Below are 26,972 nucleotides of genomic sequence, written 5' to 3' on the forward strand. Positions count from 1 at the left end.
ATTGAGTGTGGCAATTTTTGATCTATTTATCAATCCGTTTAATTGATTCATCGGTCAATAAGTGCAGCTGTGTTCTATTTAAGATAAAGCCGCAAAAGATTGCCAGATACCTTGCTGTTCGGGATGCATGTTGGGGACATCGCCCAAGCGTCGCCATGGCATATTACTCCCATGAAAGTCACTACCTATCGATGCAGCAAGCTTGTGCTCAGCAATACTACGGTCAACCATTTTACGCGTACTGACAGGCTCGCTATTGGCAGGTAACTCACAAGCATCACCACCAAGCTGCGCAAATTCTTCGATAAGCTTACGGACGCGCGTCGCTGACAGCTGATACCGCGTTGGATGTGCCAACACCGCTTTGCCACCACATTCCTGTATCAGCTCAATGCCGCGCTGCATTGTCAGCGCCTCGATCGCCACATAAGCAGATTTATTGTCTGCCAAATACTTATCAAAGGCTTTTTGTACCGTCTTTACTTCACCGCGTTCAAATAACACTTGCCCGATATGTGCACGCCCAACTGCTTGCGGATTGCCACTAGCTTTAGCAAGAACAGCTTGCCACAGCTCATCATAATCGATACCAAGCAGCTTACTGAGTTTTTCTGTAATACGTTGACCGCGAGTCGCGCGGCTGTCTTGCAACTGTTGTAGGGTGGCGTGCATTTTCTCGCGGTCGGTAAAATCAAGCCCAAGTACATGAATAATTTTGTTAGTAGATTTATTTTTACCGTAACCGCCGCTCAAAGTATGCTCACAGCTGATTTCTACGCCATTAATCAGTTGTATATTGCAAGCTTCTGCTGCGGCGCGTGCCTCATCGATACCTAGCAAGGTATCATGATCGGTCAAAGCCAATACATTAATGCCAGCCGTATGGGCGCGCTGTACCACTTCTGCCGGCGCATAAGTGCCATCAGAGCAGGTACTATGACAATGTAAATCGATTTTCATAAAGCAAGCCTTAGAGTTTTGAATATTCTTGAGTAAAATAAGGTTAAAAGTGTCAAAGCAGCTCATATCAGAGGATTATAGTGTTGATTGCTTTTTTTTGACGCAGTAGACGTGTAAACTAGCGCATACGTTTTAGTTGGACATTTTATTTGCTATGAAAGCCTTATTAGACTTCATTCCTTTGATCGCGTTTTTTATTGCTGCTCGTTACAATGGTATTTTAGCGGCAGCTGGCGCATTGCTCGTTGCTACTATCATCGTCTATGCGATTCACTTTGTGCGTCAAAAGGGTAAGTTCGACAAACAGCAATGGGTCGTCTTACTGTTAACTATCGTTTTTTGCGGTGGTACCCTGCTGTTGCGTGACGATATTTACTTGCGATGGAAATCACCGATTATTAACGGTATTTTTGCGCTAACGCTGTTGGTCAGTGCCGCAATCAATAAACCTTTGATGCAACTGGCAATGAAAGACGTTTTTTCGCTCACAATGAGTGGTTGGAAAAAACTGACCATTGCTTGGGCATTGTTTTTTGCGATGATGGCTGTCCTACATTATATCACGGCATTTACCATGTCAGATGAAGCTTGGATTAACTTTAAAACTTATGGCTGGATTCCGCTGATGCTAGTATTCGTAGTTGCTCAGTTTTTGTTATTGAAAAAGCATCTAAACCCTGCATTGACGGATAAGTCAGCTAAATAAAAGTTAAATAGCAGCTGATAACTTAATAGTAGATATTTTGTTATCTCTGAATGCCAATGATAACTATCATGCTTTACAAAGTCTGATAAGACAAAATGACGCATGATAGTTATTGATTCTAACGCTCTATTTTTATTATTAATTGGGGAAGCAACATGTCTTTATTCGCCATTATCGGTCATGACGTAGCAGGCAGTAGCGCGCAACGTCAGCTGACACGTCCAGAGCACGTTGAGCGCTTACAAATATTGAATCGTGAGCAGCGCTTGATTATCGCCGGTCCAACACCGATTGAACATGGTAAAAGCGAGATGTCAGGCAGCCTGATTATCGCGGACTTTGACTCGCTTGAGGCAGCTCAAAACTGGGCAAGCGCTGAGCCGTATTTGCGTGACGGTGTTTACAGTCATGTCGATATCAAGCCATTTATTCAAGCGTTACCAGCAGTGAATGTCAGCACAACAAATGAGGTAGCATCATCGTGATTCAGCGGTTACTCTCATTAAAAAGTCGTAAAACTGGTCTTGCAAGTACTGTTTTTGTGGGCATAGTATCTATTACTGCCCTGTCAATGTCAGTACATGCAGCGCCAACACTGACTACTCAAACCGAGCCCGCAGCAGGGATTGTGCCAGCACTAATCGCAGCTAACAACGCTCCTCAATCGAGCGACCCTCAAACAACTGCTCCGGTCATAGAAATGGCTACCGCAGCAAAGCCTGCTACCGATATTAACGATACCTTGGCGGCACAGCTGCAACCATCAAATAAAGCTTTATCAGCTGCCAACCAAGAATTACTAAGCCGTAATGCCCAGCTGCAACGCCAAGTCAATGATTTGCAGACGCAAGCAAACGTCTTGGTTTATGAAAGTCAAGGTCAATTATTTTTATATGGTGCATTTACTGTTTTGCTTAGCCTATTGGTCGGTATTTTCATCTCATGGCTGGTGTTTGTCCGCCGTGAACGCTGGTAGTTGCATTTTTATCGATTGAAATCATCTATTGGATTGATGTCTACCGATTTGATGCTCCACTTCCTACTTGCTTGACCACTGTGGGGTTGATAAATAATTATGCCCAAACCAGCTTCTATGGCTATTAATACAATCAAAAGCACGACACCAGCACATGTTATCTCTCCAGCCAACATTGAGTGGCAAACTGATGACGCTGGTAATGAAGTGCCAGTATCAGGTGAGTTTGGCGATGCCTATTTTTCGCAAGCAGATGGTTTAGCAGAATCTCACCATGTATTTTTGGCACATAATCAGCTGCCCACGCGATTGGCAAACCTTATTCCTAAGCAATGCTTTACGATCTACGAACTAGGTTTTGGTACAGGACTTAATTTACTCGCGACTTGGCAGTTGTGGCGACAGCTTCGATTAACACACCCGCACTTAGCAAGCGCCCGTTTGCACTTTATTACTACCGAAAAACATCCCGTCCTCCTTAATGACTTAGCAAAGATACTTGCCCCACTGGGACAACGTACACCTGAACTGGCACTGTTGATTGAGCAACTTTTAACCAGTTATCCTCCTCTTATCGCTGGTTGTCATCGGCTAGATTTTATTGAGGATAATTTAACCCTTGATATTTGGCTAGGTGATGCTAGTGATAGCTTAGCAAGTTTAGATAGTGCAGTAGCTACTCAGCGTCCGTACATCAATGCCTGGTTTCTAGATGGGTTTGCGCCTTCTTGCAATGAGATCTTATGGACAGAGCGTATCTTTAGCCACATGCAACGCCTATCACGTGCTGGCACGACTGCTGCTACCTATAGCTGTGCAGGTATCATCAAACGTGGATTACAGTCGCAGGGTTTTGTCATTAAAAAGAGCAAAGTGCTTGTGTCTAAGCGCGAGATGCTCACGGCCGTTATGAGCGAGATGTCATCTTTAGATAAGCCTATTTCAACCTTATCTAATAAGGTGCCTTTGTCCAACTATCCTAATAATGCAGTCGTTATTGGTGCTGGTGTGGCAGGACTACTGACTGCATGGTCACTTGCCAATCGTGGTATAAGCGTGACAGTGCTCGATAAAGACGCACCGCTGGCTGGTGCATCCGGTAATCCGCGTGCCCTACTCGCCCCGAATATGACGCCTATTCATCATGTTTATGAGCATCTGCATTCTATTGGCTATTTATACAGTGGTCGATTATATCGATACTTTAATCAGCAAGCTGCTATCCAAAAATCGCCGCTGATACTTGAGCAGACCGGCACATTAGACTTATTGGTGAAAACTAATATTGGTACGGAGCAGATTTTAGATTATCCAGATGCTATGGCAACCACTATCAGCACTGAAAAAGCACAGGATATCAGTGGTTTAAAAGATAAAGACTTAGCTCATAACTTGTATCTGCCACAGTCTGGTTTGGTCAATCCACAAGCCTTAAAAACCGTTATCCTTGCGCACCCCAATATCACCTATCAGCAGCTCAATATTATTAATATTAAGGAAACCGAGGGCAATGTCATTTTGACAGGTTCTAAAGAGGATAAAAATGCGAGCCAAGCCTCTTTGACTATCACAGCTGACCATGTTGTGATTTGCGCGGCTTATGAAAGCCATCAATTGGATAAACGTATCGTTAAGTGCCGGACGATTCGCGGGCAACTGTCTTGGTTTACACCAACTGCGCAGCAACTGACTAAACTGCCTAAATTGCCGCTCAAATACAGTGGCTACTGTGCGCCATTTATTGGACAGAGCGGTGATGCGGAACTGAACCATATTAGCGAAAATCAGCCGCACTTTTTACTTGGTGCAAGCTTTATCGATGGTGATGCGAATATTGATATTCGCAGTGAAGAAAACCAGCAAAATTATGACAAGTTGATTGAAGATATGCCTGAATTAAGCAGCGTCTTGCCAAATGATATCAGTACATGGCATGCGCGTGCTGGCATTCGTACTCAAACGATGGATTATCATCCATTGGTCGGATTACTTGCACAGAGTCAGCGTTTATGGACCATGTCAGCAATGGGTGCAAAAGGTTATGCGATTGCACCTATATGTGCCGAAGCCTTAGCAGATATGATGTTAGGCTGTTTTACACCTTTATCTGCCGCTATGTTGGCGCGCCTATCGCCCAATCGGGCGCGGCTACATAAAGTACATAAGCATAAAACACGTCAATCATTAATTTAAGTTCAGTACCTTAGCTATATGCCTAATTATGACCCTCACTAATGGATAGCTGTCTTATTATGAAAACTCTTCCCTCTACCTTTATAAAATCAAAACCATATTTTCAGGCTGTATCTGCCATTTTTTTAAGCGTATCACTGTTGATTGCCTGCAAAAAAACACCAGAGCCTGAGACCACTAATGAAACAGGCGCAGAACTGGCAGTTCAAACGACACCTGTGACTTCCAACATGAATGTACCCAATGTTACTGATGATATTAATGCCAACGCGTCTGCTGTGAATCCAGAACAAGATGTGAACTTAACGGAGCTAGAGGATAATCTTGGCACAACGGATACCTCAGTCATTGACCCTGCTCCAGCGCCCAATCCAGAGCAAGCCATTAAAGGCGCGCAAATCACTGACGTTAAATATCGAAGTGCCTCGGGCGAATCATTATCAGTCGTTTTTGAGACTTCAGCGGCGGGCATGCTTAATGCCATCATCACCTTACCGAACAAACCTAAAATGACCTTAAGCGCGCCTGAGGGTCAAGGTAATAATCCTACCTATCGCTCAAGTGATGGCAATGTTCAGCTAGTTAGTCATGCTGGCGGTGGTACCATAGATTTTATTCAAAATAATAAAATGACAAGCTTTGATGCCATTAGTGCCGATGCAGAAGTGATTACTGAGTAAGCTTTATAAGTATAAAAATATGTCGTAAAGTTAGTGGAAATGGCAATAAAAAAGGCTGCAAACGTTGATATCGTTGCTGCCTTTTTTATTGCCTAACTGACCTATTTTTCTATTATTTAACCAAATCCAGTAGTTTTACCAAACAGACTCACCAGCCAGCTCATCAATGACCACAAACCCCAACCGATAATGACAATGACAATGAGCCCCAACATATCAGGAATATGCAGATACAGCCAAGCAACTATTGGATTGCGCCAAAAAGCGCCAAAACGACTTTGCTGCTTATCTTCAAGTGATTGATGCAAAAACGGTCGATCCATATGGATGGTTTCGGTGATGCCATACTCGTTTTGTAGATGCTCATGCACGATGCCCAAGGTCTTACGACTAGGACGAATAAAGATGTCAAGCAGCGTCCCGATACCCGGTACGATACCAACCACCATATCAATCAGTGCCAATCTAACAGCGGGCGTCATTTTATGTGCGGGTACACCGAGCTGACGACCCAATATAAATGCATAACTTGTTAATGCCAGACCTGCTAAATCTCCTGCCAGCGGAATGGTCGAAAGCGCAGCATCTGCGCCCATACCTTGCTTGGTAAAAGGCACACGTACGAGCGAATCCATGGTATTGGCAAATTTTGCCAATTTACGCTCCGTCTCGATGACCTGCTGGCGTGTTAGTCCATGTTCAGCCAATCTTGCCTCATAATCACTCTTAGGCATATTATGCGCAGATGATTTCTTGGTCTTTAGTCTCGAAAATTTATTGAGCTTATCCATTAAAAGTCGTCCAGATACAAGCGATGGCTATAAGAACAAAAACGTAACGTCCTACCCATATATTGGCTAAAAATGCTTTAAAACAAGCCAAAGCATTACGACTGGCACACGCACTGTTTTGCTTAGCAAACATCATCGCGACTAACGCCAAGCCAAAGACTGGCGTAATACCTAAACTGGTCGGCGCAAAATAACGCCACATGACTGCGCCCATGATAATTAAAAACAACATCTGTAGTAACGAGATGATAATCACATCATAACGACCAAATAATATCGCGGTTGATTTGACCCCTATTTTTATATCATCCTCTCGGTCAGCCATTGCATATTGAGTATCATAAGCAACTGTCCAACACATATAAGCAAGGAATAACAACCAACACCATATATCAGGCGCGCCTTGTATCGCCACATATGCCATCGGTATCGCCCAACCAAAAGCCGCTGCCAAAAACACTTGCGGCAAATGCGTATAACGTTTCATAAATGGATAAATAAACGCCAATATGACGGCACCAAACGACCAATAGAATACTTGAATGGGTAAAAACAGTAATAGACTGGCACTCAATGATACCAATACTAAAAATACTGCAATTGCCTCTTTAGCAGACAGACGTCCATCAGCTAACGGACGACCTTTAGTACGGCTTACGTGACCATCGACTTTACGGTCGGCAAAATCATTAATCGCACAGCCTGCTGCCCGCATCAATATCGCTCCAAGGGCAAAAATCACAAAGATACTGAAACTGGGTAGTCCTGCCGTAATGCCTGCACTTTGTTGCTGCGCCTGCCCCATCGCCGCGAATAATACACCCCATAATGTTGGCCATAGTAGCAGTTCAATACCTACTGGCTTATCAAAACGTGTCAGCTGAATATAAGCTTGTAGCTTGTCGTTAAATGTCATGGCGTTTTAATTATCATGGATAGAAAATAGTAAATAATGATTTGGGTGTATAGCAATTTAAGTTATAGAACTTGGCGTACGCTATAGTGAGTTCAATATAAAAGAGTTACGCTCAGAATAGCATTATGCTGGAATAAATTTCTCTCGCTTGCTGTGCGCTTCGCACTCCAGAGGCTTCGTAAAATTTATCCCAGCAGTACTGTATTCTTTTTAAATTGAATCGACTATACTTTTTTTGATACTAATAATGCCACTAGACTTGTTGCCACATCTTATTGGCTTCAATGAGTGATAGCTCGGGATATTGCTTGCGTAAGGCTTTAATCGCAGCAACTTTCTCTTTTTGTGCAGCTTGCTGGCGTAAAAATGCCAATTGCTCTTTAGGATTACTTAACTCTTTTAGACGTGCTTCAAGGCGCAAGATTCTGGTACGCAGCATAATATTGATTAACAATAACGCCGCACCCATAACCCAAATGATTAATACAGACATTCCCTGCTCCTAAATTTATAAGCTGTCTTATTTGATATTATTAAACGAAATAACCGTCAAAACGTACTGCTTCATTATTCCAGCTTTCACTTGGCTGTTGATGAGCAAGTGACGGCGCAAATTGTGGACGCTTAACGATGACACGTCCTTGTTTTTGACCGTTTTGACTAATAGCGGCTTGTGCAGACTGTAGTAATTGCTGCTCTTCATCTAACGTTGGCGGATGCGCTAATTGATGCAACGCTTGCATATGCTTACCGACTTTCGCGCCTTTCCCCGTCTTGCTATCTTGATAACTGTCTTCTGGAAACATAGGGTCAAGATATATCACATCAATGGCTTGCTCGTTATCCGCCCCTAGATAGTTATTAAACCTTGCAAAATAAGTGAGCGCATCGGTATTAATAATCTGCAAACGTGACATCAGCTTTTGCCAATTTGGCAGCGTACTCATACGCAGCTGCTCTACAAGTAACAATAACGCCATCAATGGCTGCTGCTCAAGCATGATGACTTGTGCACCAGTACTCGCCAGTATCAAACTGTCATGACCAAAACCAGCAGTTGCATCAATGACCTCACTATCTGCGGTCAATTTCGCTGCTTGTAATAACAGCTCCGACTTACGCCCTGCACTGACTACGCGCCGCTGCAGTTTATCCCATTCGGGGGCAACGCTTAACCCCTCACTCAACCATGAAAGTTTATCTTTTTCATCTAACAGCAATATAGGTTGGGTAGCTATCTGGCTTAACTGCTGGCGACGTTTTTGATTTAATTTCTCTGTCACCAGTTCAGTATTCAAGATAATGGGTAGCTTATGCTCAGCTATGAGTGCCTGCAAGCTTTCGACTTGACTTGCCTGCGTTTCATTAACATAAAATAGTTGGCAGCTTATATCAGCAGTCAGCACTTGCTTCAAATTGGTCATGACTGCCATTCCTTTTTAATACTTATAAAATCATGAATCTCTATTAAAAACCATTCCATCATGAAGTTTAGCCTGCCATCTGATAACCAAAACCCCAAGCGGCTATTAAAACCAACACACCAGTGATAATACGCAACCATGCAAAGATTTTAAAGTCACGGCGACTGACCCAAGCGACCAATAAGCGAATACAAAGCAAGGCGATGATAAATGATACGACAGTACCAATGCCTAGCACTAACCAATCTTCGCTGCTGGTTAAAACGTCACGATGCTTAATAAAATCTAGTAGAGCCGCACCAATAATGACCGGAATACCCAAAAAGAAAGAAAATTCAGCGGAGGCTTTACGTGAGACGCCAAGCCACAGTGCACCAATAATCGTCGCACCTGAGCGTGATGTACCGGGTATCAATGCCAAACATTGCAGCAAACCTATCATCAAAGCTGTTTTTAGGCTAACGTCTTCTGCTTCTTTTGCAATAATGGTTTTCGGGCGATTTTCAACATAAAAGATCAGCAAACCGCCGATTATTAGCATAATTGCCACGACGATAGGGTTAAATAAATAGGCTTTTATCTCATCAGCAAAAGTGAAACCAACAATCATTACCGGAATAGTCGCGACAATTAGGCTAAGTCCAAGCTGGCGTGGATTACTCATGCCTTCTGCTTTACCCGTCAGCAAACCCATCAGTGCCTGCCAGAGTCTGCCCCAATAGTCATATATGACCGCTAAAATAGCACCAAACTGCACCACCACCACAAACAAATCGACTTTTTCTTTGGTCCAAAAACCCATCAAATCAGCGGATAAAATTAAATATCCCGTGCTAGAGATGGGCAAAAACTCAGTGATACCCTCAACGATACCCATGATGACAGCTTGAATTAATAAAATAATATCCACAAAATTATTCCTAAGAAATTCCGAAAACAGTAAAGGCGTTTGTTTTATATTGTTATATTCATAATACTGTTATTGTCGCGTGCGACACTTGAAAGCTTTATAAGCACTGAATATAGAAAAGGTACACTAAGCCTTACCTTGCTCTTTGAGCGTTTTCCACGCTTGATTGCGTAAGTATTTGGGTAAAGCTTGCGCCGCTTCTGTTCCGCCATTGACCATAAACTGAGCCATACCCAGTTGTCCTATCACGGTCGCATCAGGATGGATATCAGCATAAATAATCTGACCGTCATGTAGACTTAATAAACCGGCACCATTGCCAACGATAGGAATCTCTAGCGCTGTCTGGCTATCATAATCAAGTAGCTGCTCAGTATCTTCGCCATTGTCGTGATTAACGGGCTGCATGATATTATCTATTACCTCATAATGCCCAAAATATACCTGCTGCATACGCGCATCAAGGGCACTATATACTGAGCTTAAACTCTGTTGCTGATACGCCGCTTGCGCAATCGCCTGTAAGCTAGAAACACCCACACAAGGAATATCATGCGCGACAGATAGCGCCTGTACCACTGCCGTATTGATTCGTATACCACTAAAGGCACCAGGACCACGATTAAAGATAAGCGCTTGTATGTCAGCCAGTTTTAGCTGCGCCTCAGATAATGCCGCGTCAATCATCGGTAAGATTTGCTGGGTCTGCTGGCGCTTACCTGTCTCGGTATGACTCGATAACGCTTGACCGCTGGCATCTAAAATGGCGATCGAACACTGATCGAACACGGTATCCATTGCTAAAAACATCATAACCTCGGCTAATTCTCTTGACATCGTAAAACAGCGCCTATCATAGCATTTAGGACAGATTAATTGACTCACTTTCTATATTTTTCATGCATTCTTTGTGAGAATTCACTCAAATATCCAAAATATGAAAAAACCTCAAAACTCATTTAGCTTTGAGGTTTTTATTATCAATATTTCCCAGTAGCACTAAATCATTTAAAAACGTGTTTTAAACTTCTTCGGCGCTTGGTTTTGTAGCTCTTGCATCTGTTTTTGCATCTCTTCAGTGCTTGGCATGTTATTTGGGTCAAGTCCCATCTGCTTTGCCATTTGCTGTGGGTTCACATCTTTAACACCACCTTGCTGACCGCCACCGCCGAATAATGGACCACCGCCGCCTGCTCCACCGCCACCGCCCATCAATCCTTGCATCGATTTCATCATTTTACTGATGCCTTCAGGCTTAGAAATCATTTTCATCATTTTTGCCATTTGCTTGTGCTGCTTGAGCAAACGATTGACGTCTTGAATCTCACGACCTGAGCCTGCAGCAATACGGCGCTTACGACTTGGATTGATTTTATCAGGATTTTTGCGCTCAAATGGCGTCATCGAATTGATCAACGCTTCCATCTCACGTACTTTTTCTTCAGGCTTGGCCTCTTCAACGGCTTTTTGCATATCAGAGCCGCCCATACCTGGCATCTTATCTAAGAAGCCTGCCATGCCGCCCATGCTTTTCATTTGCTGAAACTGGGTCAATAGATCTTCAAGGTCGAACTCGCCGCCCTTTTGCATCTTTTTCGCCATTTTTTCGGCTTTATCACGGTCAATCTTTTGCTCAACTTCTTCAACCAGACTCAGTACGTCACCCATACCAAGAATACGCTGGGCAATACGTTCAGGATGGAATAACTCTAGCGCATCTAGTTTCTCACCGCGACCCAAGAATTTAATTGGCTTACCTGTGATGGCGCGTACAGAAAGCGCCGCACCGCCACGAGCATCGCCGTCAGTCTTGGTCAAAATAACGCCCGTTAATGGCAGCGCATCGTTAAAGGCTTTGGCAGTATTTGCCGCATCCTGACCGGTCATCGCATCAACAACAAACAGTGTCTCAGAAGGATTGACCGCAGCGGTTAACGCCTTGATTTCATCCATCATGGTTTCATCAATAGCCAAACGACCCGCTGTATCAATAATCAAGATATCTTGATATTGGATTTTAGCTTCTTCGATAGCACGCAAGGCGATATCAATCGGGTTTTCGTCGCTACTTGAGTTGACGAACTTGGCATTTACTTGTCCAGCGACTTGCTCAAGCTGGGCAATCGCTGCGGGACGGTAAACGTCAGCAGATACCAGCATGACTTTTTTCTTATGGCGCTCTTGTAAGAACTTGGCCAATTTACCGGCAGTGGTAGTTTTACCAGCACCTTGCAGACCCGCTAGCAGATAAATAACCGGCGGCTTACCTGTCATCTCAAGCTGCTGATTGGCACTGCCCATCATTTCAGTCAGCTCGTCATGGACGATTTTGACAAATGCCTGTCCTGGTGCTAACTCTTTAAGCACTTCAGCGCCAAGCGCTTGCTCTTTGACACGCTTCACAAAATCACGAGTGACTGGCAATGCCACATCGGCTTCCAGCAGCGCCATACGTACTTCACGTAAAGTGTCTTTGATATTGTCTTCGGTCAATTGCCCCGTGCCTGCGATATTGCGCAGACTAGACGACAATCGTTCTGTTAAGGTATCAAACATAAATAACTCTCAGTTAAAATAATTCTGGATTAAGCTTAACTCTTCATAAATAAAAGAGTTGATAAATACTATTAGGGTATGCGATCGCAGGTATTCAAGCTCAATTGCTAAGCATTTATCAGGAATACATAAGACGGTGCTCAATTGAGTGCCATTTTATGATAAATTGGGTAATTATTCTAATAATACCACTTTAGCATGAAATTAAGCGCGTATTTTGCGCGCATTATGAGATGAGGTTTTATATCTTGCAACTTGCATTTTTACTTGCTGCGATGGCTTATTTCTTAGTCAGCATCTATATTGGTTGGGCGCTGATTCAAGATAGACCTATCCATAAAGGCCCAAGCTTAGGCTTATTATTTGTGGGCATGTTGGCACACGCAGGGCTACTTTATCCACACATAGTCACACTCTATGGGCTAAATTTCAATCTGTTTAATATCCTCAGCTTGATCAGCTTATTCTTTTTGTTTTTTTACGTCATGTTTTCTCTGTATCGACCTATTGTTAGTCTGGGTATCCTCGCGGCACCGACCGCTCTTGTAGGTATGCTAATCGGCTATATTGGACGCGCGCCGTATCGTCCGATTACGGATATTAGCATTGGTCTTGAGTCTCATATCTTGCTGTCGCTTGCCGCATATTGTGTGCTGCTGATGGCAGCGGTACAAGCGCTATTTTTGCGACTACAAATACGTGAGCTCAAGCATCAATCGATTCACCGCTTTTGGGTCAACAAGCTGCCGTCTCTTCAAAGCATGGAGAGCCTATTATTCGATATGCTATTGGTCGGCTTTGTCCTGCTGAGCGTTGCACTGGGTATTGGTTTTATCTACGTAGATGACTTGATGGCGCAGCATCTTGTGCACAAAACAGCCTTTAGCCTGATGTCTTGGCTACTGTTTGGCGCGTTACTTATCGGTAATTGGCGTGCTGGATGGCGCGGAAAACGTGCCGCTAATATGACTATCTATGCTTTTATTTTATTAGCGATTGGCTTTGTCGGTAGCAAGTTTGTACTAGAGATGCTGTTATAGAACCAGTTCCACAATAGTAATATAGTAAAAAGCTGTGAGTATTAAATAATAATACTCGCAGCTTTTTTATTAAATATCTTTTAATACTCTGTTCTCAATTTCAAACCACTCTAATGAAAACCTAATTAAATACTACCGTCTTATTCCCTGCGACAATCACGCGATTTTGTACATGCCAATTGACTGCGCGAGCCAATACATTACGCTCGATATCACGACCAATAGCGCGCAGTTCAGTGACACCTTGACGATGGGTGACGCGGTGCACGTCTTGCTCAATGATAGGTCCTTGATCGAGCTCAGCAGTCACATAATGGGCGGTTGCGCCAATCAACTTCACCCCTTTATCGTAAGCTTGACGATAAGGGTCAGCACCAACGAACGCAGGCAAGAATGAATGATGAATATTGATAATCTGCATCGGCCAGCGCTTAACAAAGTCTGACGACAATATCTGCATATAGCGCGCTAGCACCAATAAATCATTACCCGCCATCAATGTATGGATCTTCTCTTCTGCGTCTACTTTATTATCTTTGGTCACTGGAACGTGATAAAAAGCGATACCAAAGTTTTCTACGGATTGGCGTAAAGCAATATGATTACTTACCACGCAGGTAATCTCGCAATCGAGCAAGCCGCGCTGATGACGCCATAATAAGTCTAATAAGGCATGATCAAATTTAGATACCAAGATACCAACTTTGGTCTTAATCGCATTGTCATGTAAGCGCCATTCCATATTGTGGCGTTTGGCAACGGTATGCGCAAAACTGGCTTCAAAGTTATCGATAATCTCGCTCAATCCTGCTAAAGCGAACTCTAAACGCATAAAATATTGACCGCCTTCGTGGGCGGTTGAGTACTGATCTAACGTAATGATATTGCCGCCATAGCGATGAATAAACTCAGATACGGCTTGTACGATACCGGCTTGGTCACGGCATTTAATCAATAGGGTCGCTGTAGCAGTAATAGTAGGAATCTCTCTAGGTGTCATTTGAAGTGACGTTTTTGGTGAAGCAATCGTTGCGGTGTCTGACATAATACGCTCAATTAAAAATAAAACTTGCTGCTTACTTTGAATATAGCTAACAGCATAGGAAACCGACTATTCTAATCGTTTTTGCAAGAATTTGCTGATTGAGTTGGTTGTATTTAATTATTGAGATTATAAATACAAAAACCCCCAACGCGAGGGTTGGGGTTTTTGTATTTATAATTAATACTATCTAGAACTAGAACAGTTTAATTCAGTGCCAAAAGGGCTATTAGTATTTGGACGTAACGGTATACTAATATCAATATCATCTACTGAAGCTGGAAAATCAATCACTCTTGATTGTTGTGATTCGCTCCCATCTACTCGAGTATTCACGGTAACCTTAGCTCTGTACCAGTTTGCATATTGTTTAGGATAACGTATTGAAAAATCAACTCTACCAGTATTATCTGTTGTAAAGTTCTGATTAGGTTCAACCTCCTGACCGCCTTCTAAAAGTACTGCTGCTACGTTTATAGGGTCTAAACGTCCATTCCCGTTAGTATCCTCGCCTTCATCTAGAATACCATTATTATTTAAATCTTCATTTTCACAGGTAACATCATTTCTGCCCCAAGACTTATTTCCAGAAATATCATTAATGATTTCAAAAAAGCCTTTAAGGTAGGTGTCAGGATTTAAATTAATAGTAACTTGCTGGTTAATAGCAGGCTTACCTGTGCTGTTTAGGACACTGATTGATCCTTTTCGGAAATAATATATCTCACTAGAATCAGTAGAAACTTTATCCGCAAAAGCAAAGCTAATAAAGGTGGATTTAGTTTGAACAGTAATTGATGAATTAGCTATTGGCACACTTACTGGTTTTTCCTTACCGTCTGGTAATTTGACAGCTTGTACTTCTGCCTTAATTATTACTCCATTTATACTAGTCGGGCTCTGTCCTGCATTATAAGTTACCATAGCAATACCATTACTATTAGTATACGCAACCCCTTTACTTATACTACCAGCTGATGAATCATTGATCACAGTAAATTGCACAATGGCATTTTTTACTGGTGTATCATCTTTATCAAAAACTTTGGCAGTGACTTGCGTAGAGTCGCCAACATTAATAACCGCACGATCAGTTTGTAGAATCAGCTTAGTCGCTTCAGTTGACACAAAGTTTAATATAGTTTCTTTAGTTTCATTACCATATTGAGCACTAATAGTCGCATTACCAGGTACTTTTGAATCAATATAAAAGTCTACTTTTTTATTATTTACCGTAGATGTAATGCGAGAGTTGCCTTGATTACTAACATTAGTAGTAAAAAGTTCACCTTTGTTAGTTGATATAGTTACAGTATCCCCATCCACAGCACTTGGAACGTTTAATGTCATTTTCTTCCTATTTCCAACAATAATATCAGGTGTTTCCGAAAAGCTCAGACTTGAGCTGGTCGTAGATACTACTGTTAGAATATCAGGGATACGTTGACTAATCTTAATTCCTTTAACTTCTATACTGAACAGATAGTTATTGTTCACTGCCACTAAATCAGAAGCTTTTAAGTTAAAAGTAAAATTACCATTATTATCCAGTTTTCCAGTTCCGGCTTGTTTGTCATTACTGTATAAAATAACGTCTGTATTAGTAACAGGCGTTGCAGTCCCATCTAAAACCCTTCCCGACACGCTAAAGTTTTCTGAGGTAGTCACTATGTTCTTAGTTGATAAAACATTAATAGCGTTAGTACCAGAAACTATAATTGGCATTGTTTGTTTGACAGTACTATTATTCTTAATAAACACAGTCAATAGAGTTTCATGATCCAACTGAGAGTCAATATCTGCTTTACCTTGAATTAATTTAACAGTAACTAGTCCATTATCATCAGTAACCTGTTCGGATGGTTTGTCTAAAGATAATCCATACAATCTAGCGTCAGCAATACCTATGACAACAGGTACTCCAGCGACGATACCACCATTCTTATCGGTTACCCTAATATTTACAACAGTCTCATCTTTGCCTGTTAACAGCTGAGTTTTATCAGATGATATATATACTTCAGTCGCACTAGCTGAAGAGTCATCTGGGTTTTGATTGCCATTTCCATTTTCTAATACTGGCGGTAGTGAATCTACGCCATCTCCACCACCACAACCAGCCAGTGCCAATGCGCAGGTTAAAAAGGTGAGCTGAAATAATTTAGAGGTAGGTAATGAAGAATATGACATGTTTGGAACTCCGCAACGGCAATCATTTATATAAGTAAACAGGCAAAATCACTACACGGAATCCTAATAGATTGGTAATGATACATACATTTACAATAATGCCAATAGTATTAACAGATTGTATTAGATATATAACTGAGACTTTACTGACTTTTGTCATAACTTACAACTAAAAAGTGAATCCTCATTATTAAATAATCAATAACATAGGGCGCTCATTTCAGGGTATAATAGCTACCCTTTAAACCAACAACTATCACAAAAATATTTGAGTATTCATTACTTTTATGGTATAAATGTCGGCTTTAAAATTTTCTGATTTGGTTTGCCTGTTATTTGCCTTTAGATGACAGTAAATCAGCTCAACCTTCATATAGTTTTGTTTGGTGCAAAGCTGCCGCTTGCTGTGTCCATGCCGCAAATACGTGCAACTTGCCCAGACTGGTATGAGAAAAACTCATACCTCATAGATTAGGAGTTCGCCATGTCTAGAGTTTGCCAAGTGACTGGAAAGCGCCCTATGGTGGGTAATAATGTTTCGCACGCAAACAACAAAACCCGTCGTCGCTTTCTACCAAACCTTCACAACCATCGTTTTTGGGTAGAGTCTGAAAATCGTTTTGTACGTCTACGTGTGTCTACCAAAGGTATGCGCATCATTGACAAATTGGGTATCGATAAAGTGCTAGTAAATCTACGCGCACAAGGTCAAAAAGTTTAAGTAAATATTGGCAGCCTAATTTATTGATGAATGTCGCTATTTAGGCTGCTGCTATGCTGAATATTTACTAGCTCATATATTTATGACTGGATACTATCTACAGCAACTTAATACTTTAGACCCATACCTATCGATTGAAGACCGCTCATTTACAGGAAAGCCATCATGAGAGATAAAATTAAATTAGTATCAACTGCTGGTACTGGGTATTACTACACCACTACCAAAAACAAGCGCACTATGCCTGGCAAAATGGAAATCAAAAAGTTTGATCCAAAAGTACGCCAGCATGTGATCTTTAAAGAAGCAAAAATCAAATAATCTCCATTTTTATAAATGGTTTTATTTGAACAAAAAAAGGGTTTATCAATTGATAAACCCTTTTTTATTGTCGTTATTTAGACTGACTACTATTTATTTATTTGCTATTGATTTATACATCATTAACTATAGTGCGTCGGCTCTTTGTCATAGACATGCGCATGCCATTGACTCATCTGCTTTTGCATAATCACTTGGATTGCAGCATGAATCATATGCTGCCCAATCGCTTGGGTATCACTGCCCAGTATCTCTTTTAACTTATCAGAAAAATCAATGGTCATCAGCGGCGCATCATCTTGTTCAGCATCACGTAAGAGCAATTTGCCATCGTCTGCTTCTACCAGCTCAAGGGTCGTCTCTTTAGCAAACCCTGCAAACTGATCGGTACTGTCATTATCTACTTCAATCTCATTATCGATATCGTATGGCATTCATTGTATCCTTATTATCCCGATTTATACCTGTAAAAAACGCGCTGATTCAACTTACTAAAGCTACTGTCTTACAGTCATGCGGGCAAAACTATCTTATTCATACAATGGACGCTTTGGCGCTATAATTCAAGGGCTGTTCTATAAGTCTTTTGCACAACTCAGGTTCGATAGCCTTAGTTTTATAGAAATTACCAGCGTTTAACGCCAGTAACGCAGTTTTGCTAGGGTAAATAAGAAAGCAACAAACATACCGAGATAGTACATGAGCTTTAACTCTAATGTTGGATCGCGATATTTGAACGGTAACGCTACTGTCGCAGTCGCGGTTGGCAGTATCAATAACATGAGCAGCCAGTTTTCAAAGACGTGTAGCCAACCTTGCAAATCAGTTCCATGACGAAGTGAAGACAGTCCTAGCAGCAGGCAGGCAATAATTAAGCTGGTAAATAAACCATTTGGTAAATCTTTTGGATAAATGATATTGGCAATACTGGTCGGTATGATTCTCATGTAGAATTCCAGTCAAGCTTATAAAGCATGACTTAACGGTGAAAAAGTGTATCAAAAAACAACTTATAAAAATATTACAAGGTTATCTTCATTAAGAAGTTTTATCTTTACTAATAAAAATTTAACTATAAGTACCCATTAACCACAGCATTGAGATACAAGAGGTCAAATACCCCAAACTAATGGCATTCCAGCTCTCTATATGCATATCTTTAACCTTGTTAAGTAGGCGTGAACCTAGCCAAAATAAAAAGGGAATGCCTAGCATAAATGCGGGTACGATCACCGCCGCATGGCGTAATACTTCACCGGCATCTTCACCAACCATCAGGCGAAAGCCATAACCAGCTAGACTCAGAACAAGGGCGAACATGGCTAAGCCAATAGTAATACCTTTTGGCACTAAGCTACGTGATTGCGAGGCTTGCTGGGACTCGGCTCGATGTTTTGCATTTTGCATATTCATATTTTACCTTTAGCTGACATGTCGCTTAATATACTCAGTCATACAGCGGCTATTAATAATAGGTAACTTTACTACTTAATAGTATATAACTTACTATATGGGGCGTTACTCCCCATTTGCCAAGGCAAGCTCTGCACGCATGGCATCGATTGCTGCTTTATAATCTTCTTGATTAAATATCGCTGAACCGGCGACGAACATATCAGCACCTGCTTCGGCAATGGCGCGGATATTACTGGCTTTGATACCGCCATCTACTTCTAATCTAATATCCCGACCGCTAGTAATGATACGCTGACGTACTTGGCGAACCTTTTCTAGCGTCCCTTCAATAAATGACTGACCACCGTAGCCAGGATTGACACTCATCAGTAGGACCTGATCCACTTTATCCATGACATAGTCTAAATAATGCAATGGTGTTGCTGGATTCAATACCAAACCACACTCAGCGCCGCCATCTTTAATCAACTGCAAAGAACGATCGATATGCGAGCTTGCTTCCGGATGAAATGTGATAATGCTGGCACCCGCCTCTAAGAACTGCTCAATCATACTATCAACAGGGCTCACCATTAGATGCACGTCAATTGGTGCATCAATCCCATAATCACGCAGCGCCTTACAAATCATGCTACCAAACGTCAAATTGGGTACATAATGGTTATCCATCACATCAAAATGGATGACATCAGCACCAGACGCCAATACACGTTCTACCTCTTCACCTAATTTGGCAAAATCAGCAGATAATATAGAAGGGGCGATTAGATACGGCTTAGAGGGACTGATCATAATTGAGCTACCTAATGGATATTTGACTAAGGATTTAATATATAGATGTATGCATAGCACGAATAATACGTATGTCTATTATAACGGATAATCAGTGTCTATAATGGGTACTGAGTATCGATATTATAGGTAGACTCAGCAGATACAGACACATGCAGACAATTAGCGCGGTTTATATTGGGTTTTGCAATAAGCACGACCTACCGTAAAACCTCGTATCGCTTCATGCTTGGTAGCGCGATTGCTCACACGTTGACGCCATGAGCGAAACGAGGACGGTTTTAGCACCTGACGCATAAGTGTAATGACGCCGGACTCATTGAGACCATAGCTATGCTCTATCGCCTCAAACGGTGTCCTGTCCTCCCACGCCATCTCTATCACGCGCGACACTTGTGACTCATCGAGGGCATGAACAGTCATATCATTGCTAGAAGCGGCGATAACTGAGCTTGATTTGACTGCATGAATTTGAGGATTACTTAAATTGGTACTGGTATGGTCTCGCTGTTTATTCTTTAAAGCAGCATCCATATCCGCTTGCATGGTGGCAAGCGTGGCTTTAGTAGCAACAGAATTATCCTCTACTGATGGAGTATCGGCAGTAACGGTACTTAAGTCTTGATAACTTGCCATAGGTATGACCTTTTAAATCTGAAACACTATAACGAACAATATGAGAGCAAATTTTAGCTAAGCTGTGCCATACGCCAGTGATGTTCAATATGCTCATTGATCACTGTTTGAATAAAATAATAGCTATGGTCGTGACCGGCTTGATAGCGCAATGTTAATGGCTGCTTGGCCTTTGTACAGGCTTGTTGTAACTTTGACGTTTGTAATTGACCATCCGCTAAAAACTCGTCGGCAGCGCCTTGGTCAACCAAGATGCTTGAGTATTGCTGACCGAATTGTTCAATTATCTGAGAAGCGTCTACTTGCGCCCACAAGCTCTTGTCATCACCAAAATACTCTGTATAAGCTGCTTGACCCCATGCCGACTCACTAGCGGCGCACACAGGTGATAAAGCTGACACACTCACAAACTTGCCTGGGAATTTAAAGCCTAATAATAAGGCACCGTGACCACCCATCGAGTGACCCGTGATACCAATACTATCAATCGGAAACTCTGAGCGTAATAAATCATACAGCTCATCAACGATGTAACTTTGCATATTAAAATGCTCAGCCCAAGGTGCTTGCGTCGCATCGACATAGTAGCTTGCGCCTTGACCAACAAAATAACGCTCATCGTTTGGCACTTCACTTCTTTCGCTACCTTCACTACTTCTAGGAGAGGTATCCGGTGCGATAAATATCATACCAAGCTCGCTACATTTTTGTTGAAAATGCGCTTTGTGGGTCACATTATCGGCATTACAAGTGAGACCTGATAAATATAAAATCGCCGGACAACGCTGCCCTGCTAGTGCCTCATCAGGCAGATAAATACTAAAGGTCATCGGCGTCTTGGTAGCCGCTGATTGATGACTGTAATAACGCTGCTCACCATCAAAACAACGATTGACACTTTTTTGCGTAAGCTGGGTGCTGGCTGAGAGACTGTGGTTATAAGAATTATTCATAAGCATTATCCTTTTTAGCTAAGATAAAATAGTTGAAAACAGATGCTTATTTAAAAAAGCATCAGATTAAAAATGGGATAAAAATCAGTTCGCTGTGTTCTTATCATCTACAACTGTATCTGCGCCCGTATCCGGTGAAATATTGATAGTCGTTGTCGCATTCGAAGTATCTATAATGCTAGCAAGCGGCGGTCGTGTTTTATCAAATAACACTTGCTCAAATGCTGGCAACGCCGTTTCCATCAAACTACCGATCACCATTTGCGGCTCTGATGGCTCAAAACCCATAGAGATCTCACGCTCTTCTACTCGATAAGCGGCGTCTTTAAAGGCAGCAGAAAAACTGGTGTTTTCTCTTAAGCTTTCAGCAAAAAATGCTTGCCCAAAATAGGTCATTTCAGCACTATTGGTACAGCCAAATGACATCTTGTCTGTTGCCGAAGCGGTAATCACCACTGTCGTCGGCGACGCTAATTCATCAATAAACGAACCTGAATAACAAGCCGATACCACGATAACACGCCAGCGAATACCTGAGGCATCTAACGACTCTCGCAGCCATGTTGCATCCAGATTATCCATCGCAAGCGGTGGATTAGATAAATGGATAAAATCCTGATCGCCATGCGACGATAGTGTCATAAATAACACGTCTTCATCAGCGTTCATCTGCTGACCAATTCTTTTTAAGCCGCGTAAAATACTGGTTTTGGTGGCAATTGGCTCATCTAGCCAAGTGTAGTTATTATTAATCAGTGCCAGTGAATGCCCGCTAGTACCAAAACGCACATCAAACAGCTCACGTACTTTATTAATCTCAGAACGGAAGACGTTTTGATCAGAGAATCCCGCCACACCCATAAAGTACCAATCACTTTTGCCCGGTATACTAGGATCTATACGAGCCAGCGCCTCTTGTAATAAACGCGGCTGCTCATATAAGGCGGCTTCTTCTAATACTGGCTCTACGGGTATCTGCTTAAATATGGGCTGGTCAGCGACGTTACGCTGCCATATCGTCAATAGTGCAACAGCACCGATGATGACGATGATCCGCTCCCACCACGGTATACGCAGGCGACGAGAAAATATCCATAACAATGCCAAGGTCTGCCATAAAAACAGCACCAAAAATAGCGTTGGTAAAAACGAATAACTCCAATCGGGCAACCAGCTATAGCTACCTAAAAACTGTACTAAGCTTTGTAATAGAGCAGATAAAGTATCAGCAACCAACCACAGTACGACAGGCACAAAAACCAGTGCTTGATTGCCTGCGCGCCGTGCCAGAATAATGCCGCCAAGCAGAATAATCATCGGCCATATGAGATAGCTTACCAATCCTTGCTCATTGAAAATACTGCCGTCTGGAGCGGCTAACCAAGAAAATAGGACGTTACTACCCAAAGCCAATAGCGCAAATACAGCGAACTGAACAAAGGTAGGTTTAACCCAAGAGAATGCCCGTGTTGAGCCTACTAGCATCCACAAGGTTGCAATAATATTGGCAGCGAAATTGAGCGAAAAGCGCTGCAGTGAGACGGTTTTTAACGACGCAAGTGACAAAGACTTAGACCTCTAGCCAGTCGAGAGAAATAAAACAAATCAATGATAAAATATTTTGATATCCATGCCGTTTACTGTCTTTCATTTAATTTTTTTACATGGCATAGGGATATCAATTTTATATTTAATTCACTATGAAATGAATATAAGAGACGGATAGCGCACATCAATATTATTGACTAATATTTTAGCTCGCTAATCTATCGCGATTGTAACGGATTGTCGGTCAAGAGCATAAGGCTGAATTGTAAAATTCGCTTAAAAACCCATCAAAAAAGGAGGTCTTAAATTTAAGACCTCCTTTTTTATCAAAATCTTCTATCAAACCTTGAATATTATCTCATCAATAGCTCATTAACACGTCTGAGATAAGCGGCTGGATCATCTAACTGACCGCCATCTGCTAGTAATGCTTGGTCGAAAATAACTTGCGCCAATTTGTCAAAATCTTCGGCTGACTGCTCGCTACTTTTAAGCTTTTTAATGAGTGGATGATCAGGGTTAACCTCAAGCGTCGGCTTGCTTTCTGGCACATCTTGACCCATTTGCTTCAGCATCTGAATCATCTGTGGTGATAACTCACCTTCACCAACGACTAAGCAGGCAGGACTATCAACCAAACGCGTCGATACTTTAACGTCTTTGGCACGTTCGCCTAACGCCGTTTTTAGCTTATCAACGACAGGCTTCATAGTTTCTTGCGCTTTTTCAGCTTCAGCTTTTTCGGCTTCGTCTTGCAAGTCGCCCAAATCAACTGCACCTTTAGCGATGTTTTGTAGCGATGTCTCATCAAATGAGGTCAAGAAATTCATCGCCCACTCATCAACACGGCTAGTCATCAAGATAACTTCGATGCCTTTCTTTTTGAATAGCTCAAGTTGTGGGCTATTTTTAGCAGCCGCTAGATTGTCAGCAGTTAGATAATAGATGGCTTTTTGACCGTCTTTCATACGCGCTTTATAGTCTTCAAAGCTGGTCGTCACACTATCTTGAGTACTGGTTGCATAACGCAGCAATTTGGCAATACGTTCTTGATTGCCCATGTCTTCGCCAACGCCTTCTTTGATGACATCACCAAATTCAGCGTAGAACTGCGCAAATTTTTCTTGCTTATCACTGTCTTCACTGTTGGCTAGACTGGCCAGCAAAGTCAAAATACGACGCGCGTTACCATCGCGGATAGACTTCACATCACGCGACTCTTGTAATAGCTCGCGGCTGACGTTCAATGGCAAATCGGCTGAATCGATGACACCTTTGACGAAACGCAGGTACATTGGCAACAGCTGCTCTGCCTCGTCCATAATAAAGACGCGCTTAACATAAAGCTTTAGACCATGCTGCTGCTCACGAGTGTACAAATCTACAGGGGCTTTTTTCGGAATATATAGCAGCTGAGTATACTGAACACGACCTTCGACACGGTTATGCGTCCATGCTAGTGGCGCGTCCATGTCATAGGTGATATTTTTATAAAAATCGATATACTCTTCATCTTCAATCTCAGAGGCTGAACGTGTCCATAAGGCACTGGCCTTATTAATGGTTTCCCATTCGTCTGTTAAGACCATTTGACCATTGGCAGGCGTGTCACTTCCTTCTTCAACCTCATCTTCTTGCCAAACTTCTTTACGCATCTGAATCGGCAAGCTGATATGGTCTGAGTATTTATTAACCAACTGCTTAATTTTCCCCCGGTCTAAATAGCTGTCTTCACCCTCACTATATTGCTCTTTTAAATGCAAAGTAATGGCGGTGCCACGAGTTTCTTTAGTGATAGGCTCAACGGTAAAGCTACCCGTACCATCTGATACCCAGCGTACGCCTTTATCCGCAGGTTCGCCAGCTTTTCGGGTTTCAACACTGATCGTATCGGCAACGATAAAGCCCGAATAAAAGCCAACCCCGAATTGACCAATCAACTGACCATCTTGCTTTTGTGATTCAGACAGCTTGTCTAAAAATGCTTTAGTGCCAGATTTGGCAATTGTGCCTAAGTTTTCGATGGCATCAGCTTCGTTCATCCCGATACCGTTGTCGGTAAAGGTGATGGTTTTAGCGTCTTCATCGACGGCAATGCGAATTTTTAGCTCGCCATCGTCTTCATAAAGGCTGTCATCATTGGTCGCTTCAAAGCGCAATTTATCACAGGCATCAGAGGCGTTTGAAACCAGCTCACGGACAAAAATATCGGAATTAGAATATAGCGAGTGCGTCACTAAGTGCAATAATTGAGCTACTTCTGCTTCAAAGGTATGTTTTTTTAATTCTGGGCTGCTTTTATCAACATTGATGCTATCAACTTTTTGATTATCAACTGGGTTCAGTTCACTCATAAAAAACTCCTTCAATTTATGTTAAAAACTTATTATAAGATAGCAGTCCTCAAACGAAACTTACTCAATGAATATTAGAGAGCTTACGTTTTGAACACTGCTAAGCTGTTTATACTAATAGGGGCGCGAGAGAAAATTTCAAGCGTAAAAACTTGATTCAATAAAAAACACCGCTCTAGTTTCCTGAGGCGGTGTCATTGTAATGATAATAGATTTAGCAAGTATATTTAGTAATACGTTTTTAGATAAACCTATCAGCTATAAGCAGCTAGGCAAATGACGAGCAGGATCCGAATCACGGGCTGCCATTGCATCTTCAACCGTTAAACCTAATGCTTTGGCAACGCCTTCGCCATAAGCAGCATCACACCAGTTACAGTTGCGAATGTGGCGATACTGAATAAAGTCCGGCACACCCGCCATATTGTTCGCTGTGTTTTCAAATAGCACTTGTTGTTGCTCAGCACTCATCAAATTAAACAACGCTCTCGGTTGACTGAAATAATCGCTATCGTCTTCACGGAAATCATAATGCGCCGCATAGCCGTCAATTTTTAATGGTGGCTCAGCATAATCAGGCTGCTCTTGCCACTGGCTAAAGCTGTTTGGTTCATAATGCGGGCGACTGCCATAGTTATCATCGACACGTCCTTGACCATCACGATGATTGCTCATCACAGGGCAACGCGGCTTATTCACCGGAATTTGCTGATGATTGACACCAACACGATAACGCTGAGCATCGGCATAGTTAACCAAGCGATTTTGTAGCATTTTATCCGGTGAAACGCTGATACCCGGTACTAAATTACTTGGGGCAAATGCTGCTTGTTCCACATCGACAAAGTAGTTGTCAGAGTTTTTGTTTAATTCAAACTCACCCACTTCGATCAGTGGGTAATCCCATTTTGGCCATACTTTGGTCAAGTCAAACGGATGATAAGGAACGGTATCCGCCTCAGCTTCTGGCATGATTTGCACATACATTTTCCATTTTGGGAAATGACGATTTTCGATGGCATCGTACAAGTCTTTTTGATGACTTTCACGATCCGAACCAACCACCTCTGCCGCTTCTGCATCGGTCAAGTTCTTGATGCCTTGTTGCGTGCGGAAATGGAATTTGACCCAGAAACGTTCTTTGGCTTTATTCCAAAAACTATACGTGTGCGAGCCAAAACCATGCATATTTCTGTACGAGGCTGGCAGACCGCGATCACTCATAACGATGGTGACTTGATGTAATGCTTCAGGTAATAAAGTCCAAAAGTCCCAATTGTTGGTCGCCGAACGCATATTGGTACGTGGATCACGTTTGACAGCTTTGTTTAAATCTGGGAATTTGCGCGGATCACGTAAGAAGAACACAGGCGTATTATTACCCACCATGTCCCAATTACCTTCTTCGGTGTAGAATTTCAAAGCAAAGCCACGAATATCGCGTTCGGCATCAGCCGCGCCGCGCTCACCTGCGACGGTACTAAAGCGCGCAAACATTTCCGTTTGCTTACCCACTTCGCTAAAAATATCCGCACGGGTATATTTAGTGATGTCATTGGTCACGGTAAAAGTACCAAATGCGCCTGAGCCTTTAGCGTGCATGCGGCGCTCTGGAATCACTTCACGGGCAAAGTTGCCTAGCTTTTCATTTAGCCAGATATCTTGTGCTAATAATGGACCACGCTTGCCTGCAGTGAGACTGTTTTGATTGTCTGCAACTGGTGCGCCGTTGCTCATCGTCAATTGGGTCGGGGCGTAAGGACATTTTTTATCGCTGCTATTATTACTGTTGTTGTCGCTCATAATCATATTCCTTTGGATAGCAAATGGATGAAAGTACAAAACCT

27 protein-coding genes are annotated in these 26,972 nt (G+C 42.3%); 8 read left to right on the forward strand and 19 right to left on the reverse strand.

Annotated features, from left to right (window positions below; translation table 11 throughout):
* Positions 1-78: 78 nt before the first annotated feature.
* Positions 79-960, reverse strand: coding sequence for a PHP domain-containing protein (locus tag FQ083_RS06540; protein ID WP_149409284.1), 882 nt, complete (start codon positions 958-960; stop codon positions 79-81).
* 154 nt (positions 961-1,114) lie between these two features.
* Between FQ083_RS06540 and ispZ the strand changes: the two genes are divergently transcribed.
* From ispZ to FQ083_RS06565, 5 genes are all read left to right on the forward strand, one after another.
* Positions 1,115-1,666, forward strand: coding sequence for a septation protein IspZ (ispZ, locus tag FQ083_RS06545; RefSeq protein WP_011514294.1), 552 nt, complete (start codon positions 1,115-1,117; stop codon positions 1,664-1,666).
* Positions 1,667-1,821: 155 nt separating this feature from the next.
* Positions 1,822-2,151, forward strand: a complete 330-nt coding sequence (locus FQ083_RS06550) for a YciI family protein (RefSeq protein ID WP_149409285.1) — start codon at positions 1,822-1,824, stop codon at positions 2,149-2,151.
* Between the two features lie 86 nt (positions 2,152-2,237).
* Positions 2,238-2,642, forward strand: coding sequence for a hypothetical protein (locus FQ083_RS06555; protein ID WP_262880879.1), 405 nt, complete (start codon positions 2,238-2,240; stop codon positions 2,640-2,642).
* 99 nt (positions 2,643-2,741) lie between these two features.
* Complete coding sequence (gene mnmC, locus FQ083_RS06560; RefSeq protein WP_149409287.1) at positions 2,742-4,835, forward strand: FAD-dependent 5-carboxymethylaminomethyl-2-thiouridine(34) oxidoreductase MnmC; 2,094 nt, start codon at positions 2,742-2,744, stop codon at positions 4,833-4,835.
* Between the two features lie 59 nt (positions 4,836-4,894).
* On the forward strand, positions 4,895-5,515 hold the full coding sequence (locus tag FQ083_RS06565) for a hypothetical protein (RefSeq protein WP_262880880.1): 621 nt from the start codon (positions 4,895-4,897) through the stop codon (positions 5,513-5,515).
* A 116-nt stretch (positions 5,516-5,631) separates the two neighbouring features.
* Here FQ083_RS06565 and FQ083_RS06570 read toward each other — a convergent pair whose 3' ends face one another.
* The 7 genes from FQ083_RS06570 to ffh form a co-directional block, all read right to left on the reverse strand.
* Positions 5,632-6,249 carry a DUF4112 domain-containing protein gene (locus FQ083_RS06570; protein WP_227673081.1) on the reverse strand — a complete coding sequence of 206 codons (618 nt, stop codon included), beginning with the start codon at positions 6,247-6,249 and terminating at the stop codon, positions 5,632-5,634.
* A gap of 49 nt (positions 6,250-6,298) precedes the next feature.
* Positions 6,299-7,222 carry a 4-hydroxybenzoate octaprenyltransferase gene (ubiA, locus tag FQ083_RS06575; protein ID WP_149409290.1) on the reverse strand — a complete coding sequence of 308 codons (924 nt, stop codon included), beginning with the start codon at positions 7,220-7,222 and terminating at the stop codon, positions 6,299-6,301.
* A gap of 253 nt (positions 7,223-7,475) precedes the next feature.
* Positions 7,476-7,715 (reverse strand): hypothetical protein, encoded by a 240-nt coding sequence (locus FQ083_RS06580; RefSeq protein WP_011514301.1) that lies wholly within the window; start codon positions 7,713-7,715, stop codon positions 7,476-7,478.
* 40 nt (positions 7,716-7,755) lie between these two features.
* Entirely contained in the window at positions 7,756-8,646 is an 891-nt protein-coding gene (locus tag FQ083_RS06585; protein WP_149409291.1) for a class I SAM-dependent methyltransferase, read from the reverse strand.
* A gap of 67 nt (positions 8,647-8,713) precedes the next feature.
* On the reverse strand, positions 8,714-9,556 hold the full coding sequence (locus FQ083_RS06590; RefSeq protein ID WP_149409292.1) for an undecaprenyl-diphosphate phosphatase: 843 nt from the start codon (positions 9,554-9,556) through the stop codon (positions 8,714-8,716).
* A gap of 126 nt (positions 9,557-9,682) precedes the next feature.
* Positions 9,683-10,366, reverse strand: a complete 684-nt coding sequence (gene tsaB, locus FQ083_RS06595; RefSeq protein WP_149409418.1) for a tRNA (adenosine(37)-N6)-threonylcarbamoyltransferase complex dimerization subunit type 1 TsaB — start codon at positions 10,364-10,366, stop codon at positions 9,683-9,685.
* 198 nt (positions 10,367-10,564) lie between these two features.
* Positions 10,565-12,112 (reverse strand): signal recognition particle protein, encoded by a 1,548-nt coding sequence (gene ffh, locus FQ083_RS06600; RefSeq protein WP_149409293.1) that lies wholly within the window; start codon positions 12,110-12,112, stop codon positions 10,565-10,567.
* A 233-nt stretch (positions 12,113-12,345) separates the two neighbouring features.
* Between ffh and FQ083_RS06605 the strand changes: the two genes are divergently transcribed.
* Complete coding sequence (locus FQ083_RS06605; RefSeq protein ID WP_149409294.1) at positions 12,346-13,152, forward strand: inner membrane protein YpjD; 807 nt, start codon at positions 12,346-12,348, stop codon at positions 13,150-13,152.
* A gap of 121 nt (positions 13,153-13,273) precedes the next feature.
* On the opposite strand, the gene purU is transcribed toward FQ083_RS06605, so the two are convergent.
* Positions 13,274-14,152 (reverse strand): formyltetrahydrofolate deformylase, encoded by an 879-nt coding sequence (gene purU / locus FQ083_RS06610; RefSeq protein ID WP_223145226.1) that lies wholly within the window; start codon positions 14,150-14,152, stop codon positions 13,274-13,276.
* Between the two features lie 228 nt (positions 14,153-14,380).
* A complete protein-coding gene (locus FQ083_RS06615) occupies positions 14,381-16,384 on the reverse strand; it encodes a hypothetical protein (RefSeq protein WP_149409296.1) in 2,004 nt (667 codons plus the stop codon).
* A 484-nt stretch (positions 16,385-16,868) separates the two neighbouring features.
* Between FQ083_RS06615 and rpmB the strand changes: the two genes are divergently transcribed.
* A complete protein-coding gene (gene rpmB / locus FQ083_RS06620; protein WP_149409297.1) occupies positions 16,869-17,105 on the forward strand; it encodes a 50S ribosomal protein L28 in 237 nt (78 codons plus the stop codon).
* Positions 17,106-17,270: 165 nt separating this feature from the next.
* Entirely contained in the window at positions 17,271-17,426 is a 156-nt protein-coding gene (rpmG, locus tag FQ083_RS06625) for a 50S ribosomal protein L33 (protein WP_010201403.1), read from the forward strand.
* Between the two features lie 122 nt (positions 17,427-17,548).
* On the opposite strand, the gene FQ083_RS06630 is transcribed toward rpmG, so the two are convergent.
* The 9 genes from FQ083_RS06630 to FQ083_RS06670 form a co-directional block, all read right to left on the reverse strand.
* Positions 17,549-17,860: a hypothetical protein gene (locus FQ083_RS06630; RefSeq protein WP_011514309.1), complete on the reverse strand. Its 312-nt coding sequence runs from the start codon at positions 17,858-17,860 to the stop codon at positions 17,549-17,551.
* A gap of 201 nt (positions 17,861-18,061) precedes the next feature.
* Complete coding sequence (locus FQ083_RS06635; protein ID WP_011514310.1) at positions 18,062-18,373, reverse strand: hypothetical protein; 312 nt, start codon at positions 18,371-18,373, stop codon at positions 18,062-18,064.
* 121 nt (positions 18,374-18,494) lie between these two features.
* Complete coding sequence (locus tag FQ083_RS06640; RefSeq protein ID WP_149409298.1) at positions 18,495-18,839, reverse strand: hypothetical protein; 345 nt, start codon at positions 18,837-18,839, stop codon at positions 18,495-18,497.
* 105 nt (positions 18,840-18,944) lie between these two features.
* On the reverse strand, positions 18,945-19,634 hold the full coding sequence (gene rpe / locus FQ083_RS06645) for a ribulose-phosphate 3-epimerase (RefSeq protein WP_011514312.1): 690 nt from the start codon (positions 19,632-19,634) through the stop codon (positions 18,945-18,947).
* A 162-nt stretch (positions 19,635-19,796) separates the two neighbouring features.
* Positions 19,797-20,057 carry a TIGR03643 family protein gene (locus FQ083_RS12890; protein WP_201765233.1) on the reverse strand — a complete coding sequence of 87 codons (261 nt, stop codon included), beginning with the start codon at positions 20,055-20,057 and terminating at the stop codon, positions 19,797-19,799.
* Positions 20,058-20,323: 266 nt separating this feature from the next.
* On the reverse strand, positions 20,324-21,223 hold the full coding sequence (gene fghA / locus FQ083_RS06655) for an S-formylglutathione hydrolase (protein WP_149409300.1): 900 nt from the start codon (positions 21,221-21,223) through the stop codon (positions 20,324-20,326).
* Between the two features lie 84 nt (positions 21,224-21,307).
* Positions 21,308-22,789, reverse strand: coding sequence for a C13 family peptidase (locus FQ083_RS06660; protein ID WP_149409301.1), 1,482 nt, complete (start codon positions 22,787-22,789; stop codon positions 21,308-21,310).
* A gap of 335 nt (positions 22,790-23,124) precedes the next feature.
* Positions 23,125-25,125: a molecular chaperone HtpG gene (htpG, locus tag FQ083_RS06665; protein WP_188004081.1), complete on the reverse strand. Its 2,001-nt coding sequence runs from the start codon at positions 25,123-25,125 to the stop codon at positions 23,125-23,127.
* A gap of 258 nt (positions 25,126-25,383) precedes the next feature.
* Complete coding sequence (locus FQ083_RS06670) at positions 25,384-26,928, reverse strand: catalase (protein ID WP_149409302.1); 1,545 nt, start codon at positions 26,926-26,928, stop codon at positions 25,384-25,386.
* Positions 26,929-26,972: the final 44 nt, after the last annotated feature.

This window comes from Psychrobacter sp. ANT_H59, assembly GCF_008369225.1.
In the GTDB taxonomy this organism is placed as follows: Bacteria; Pseudomonadota; Gammaproteobacteria; order Pseudomonadales; family Moraxellaceae; genus Psychrobacter; species Psychrobacter cryohalolentis.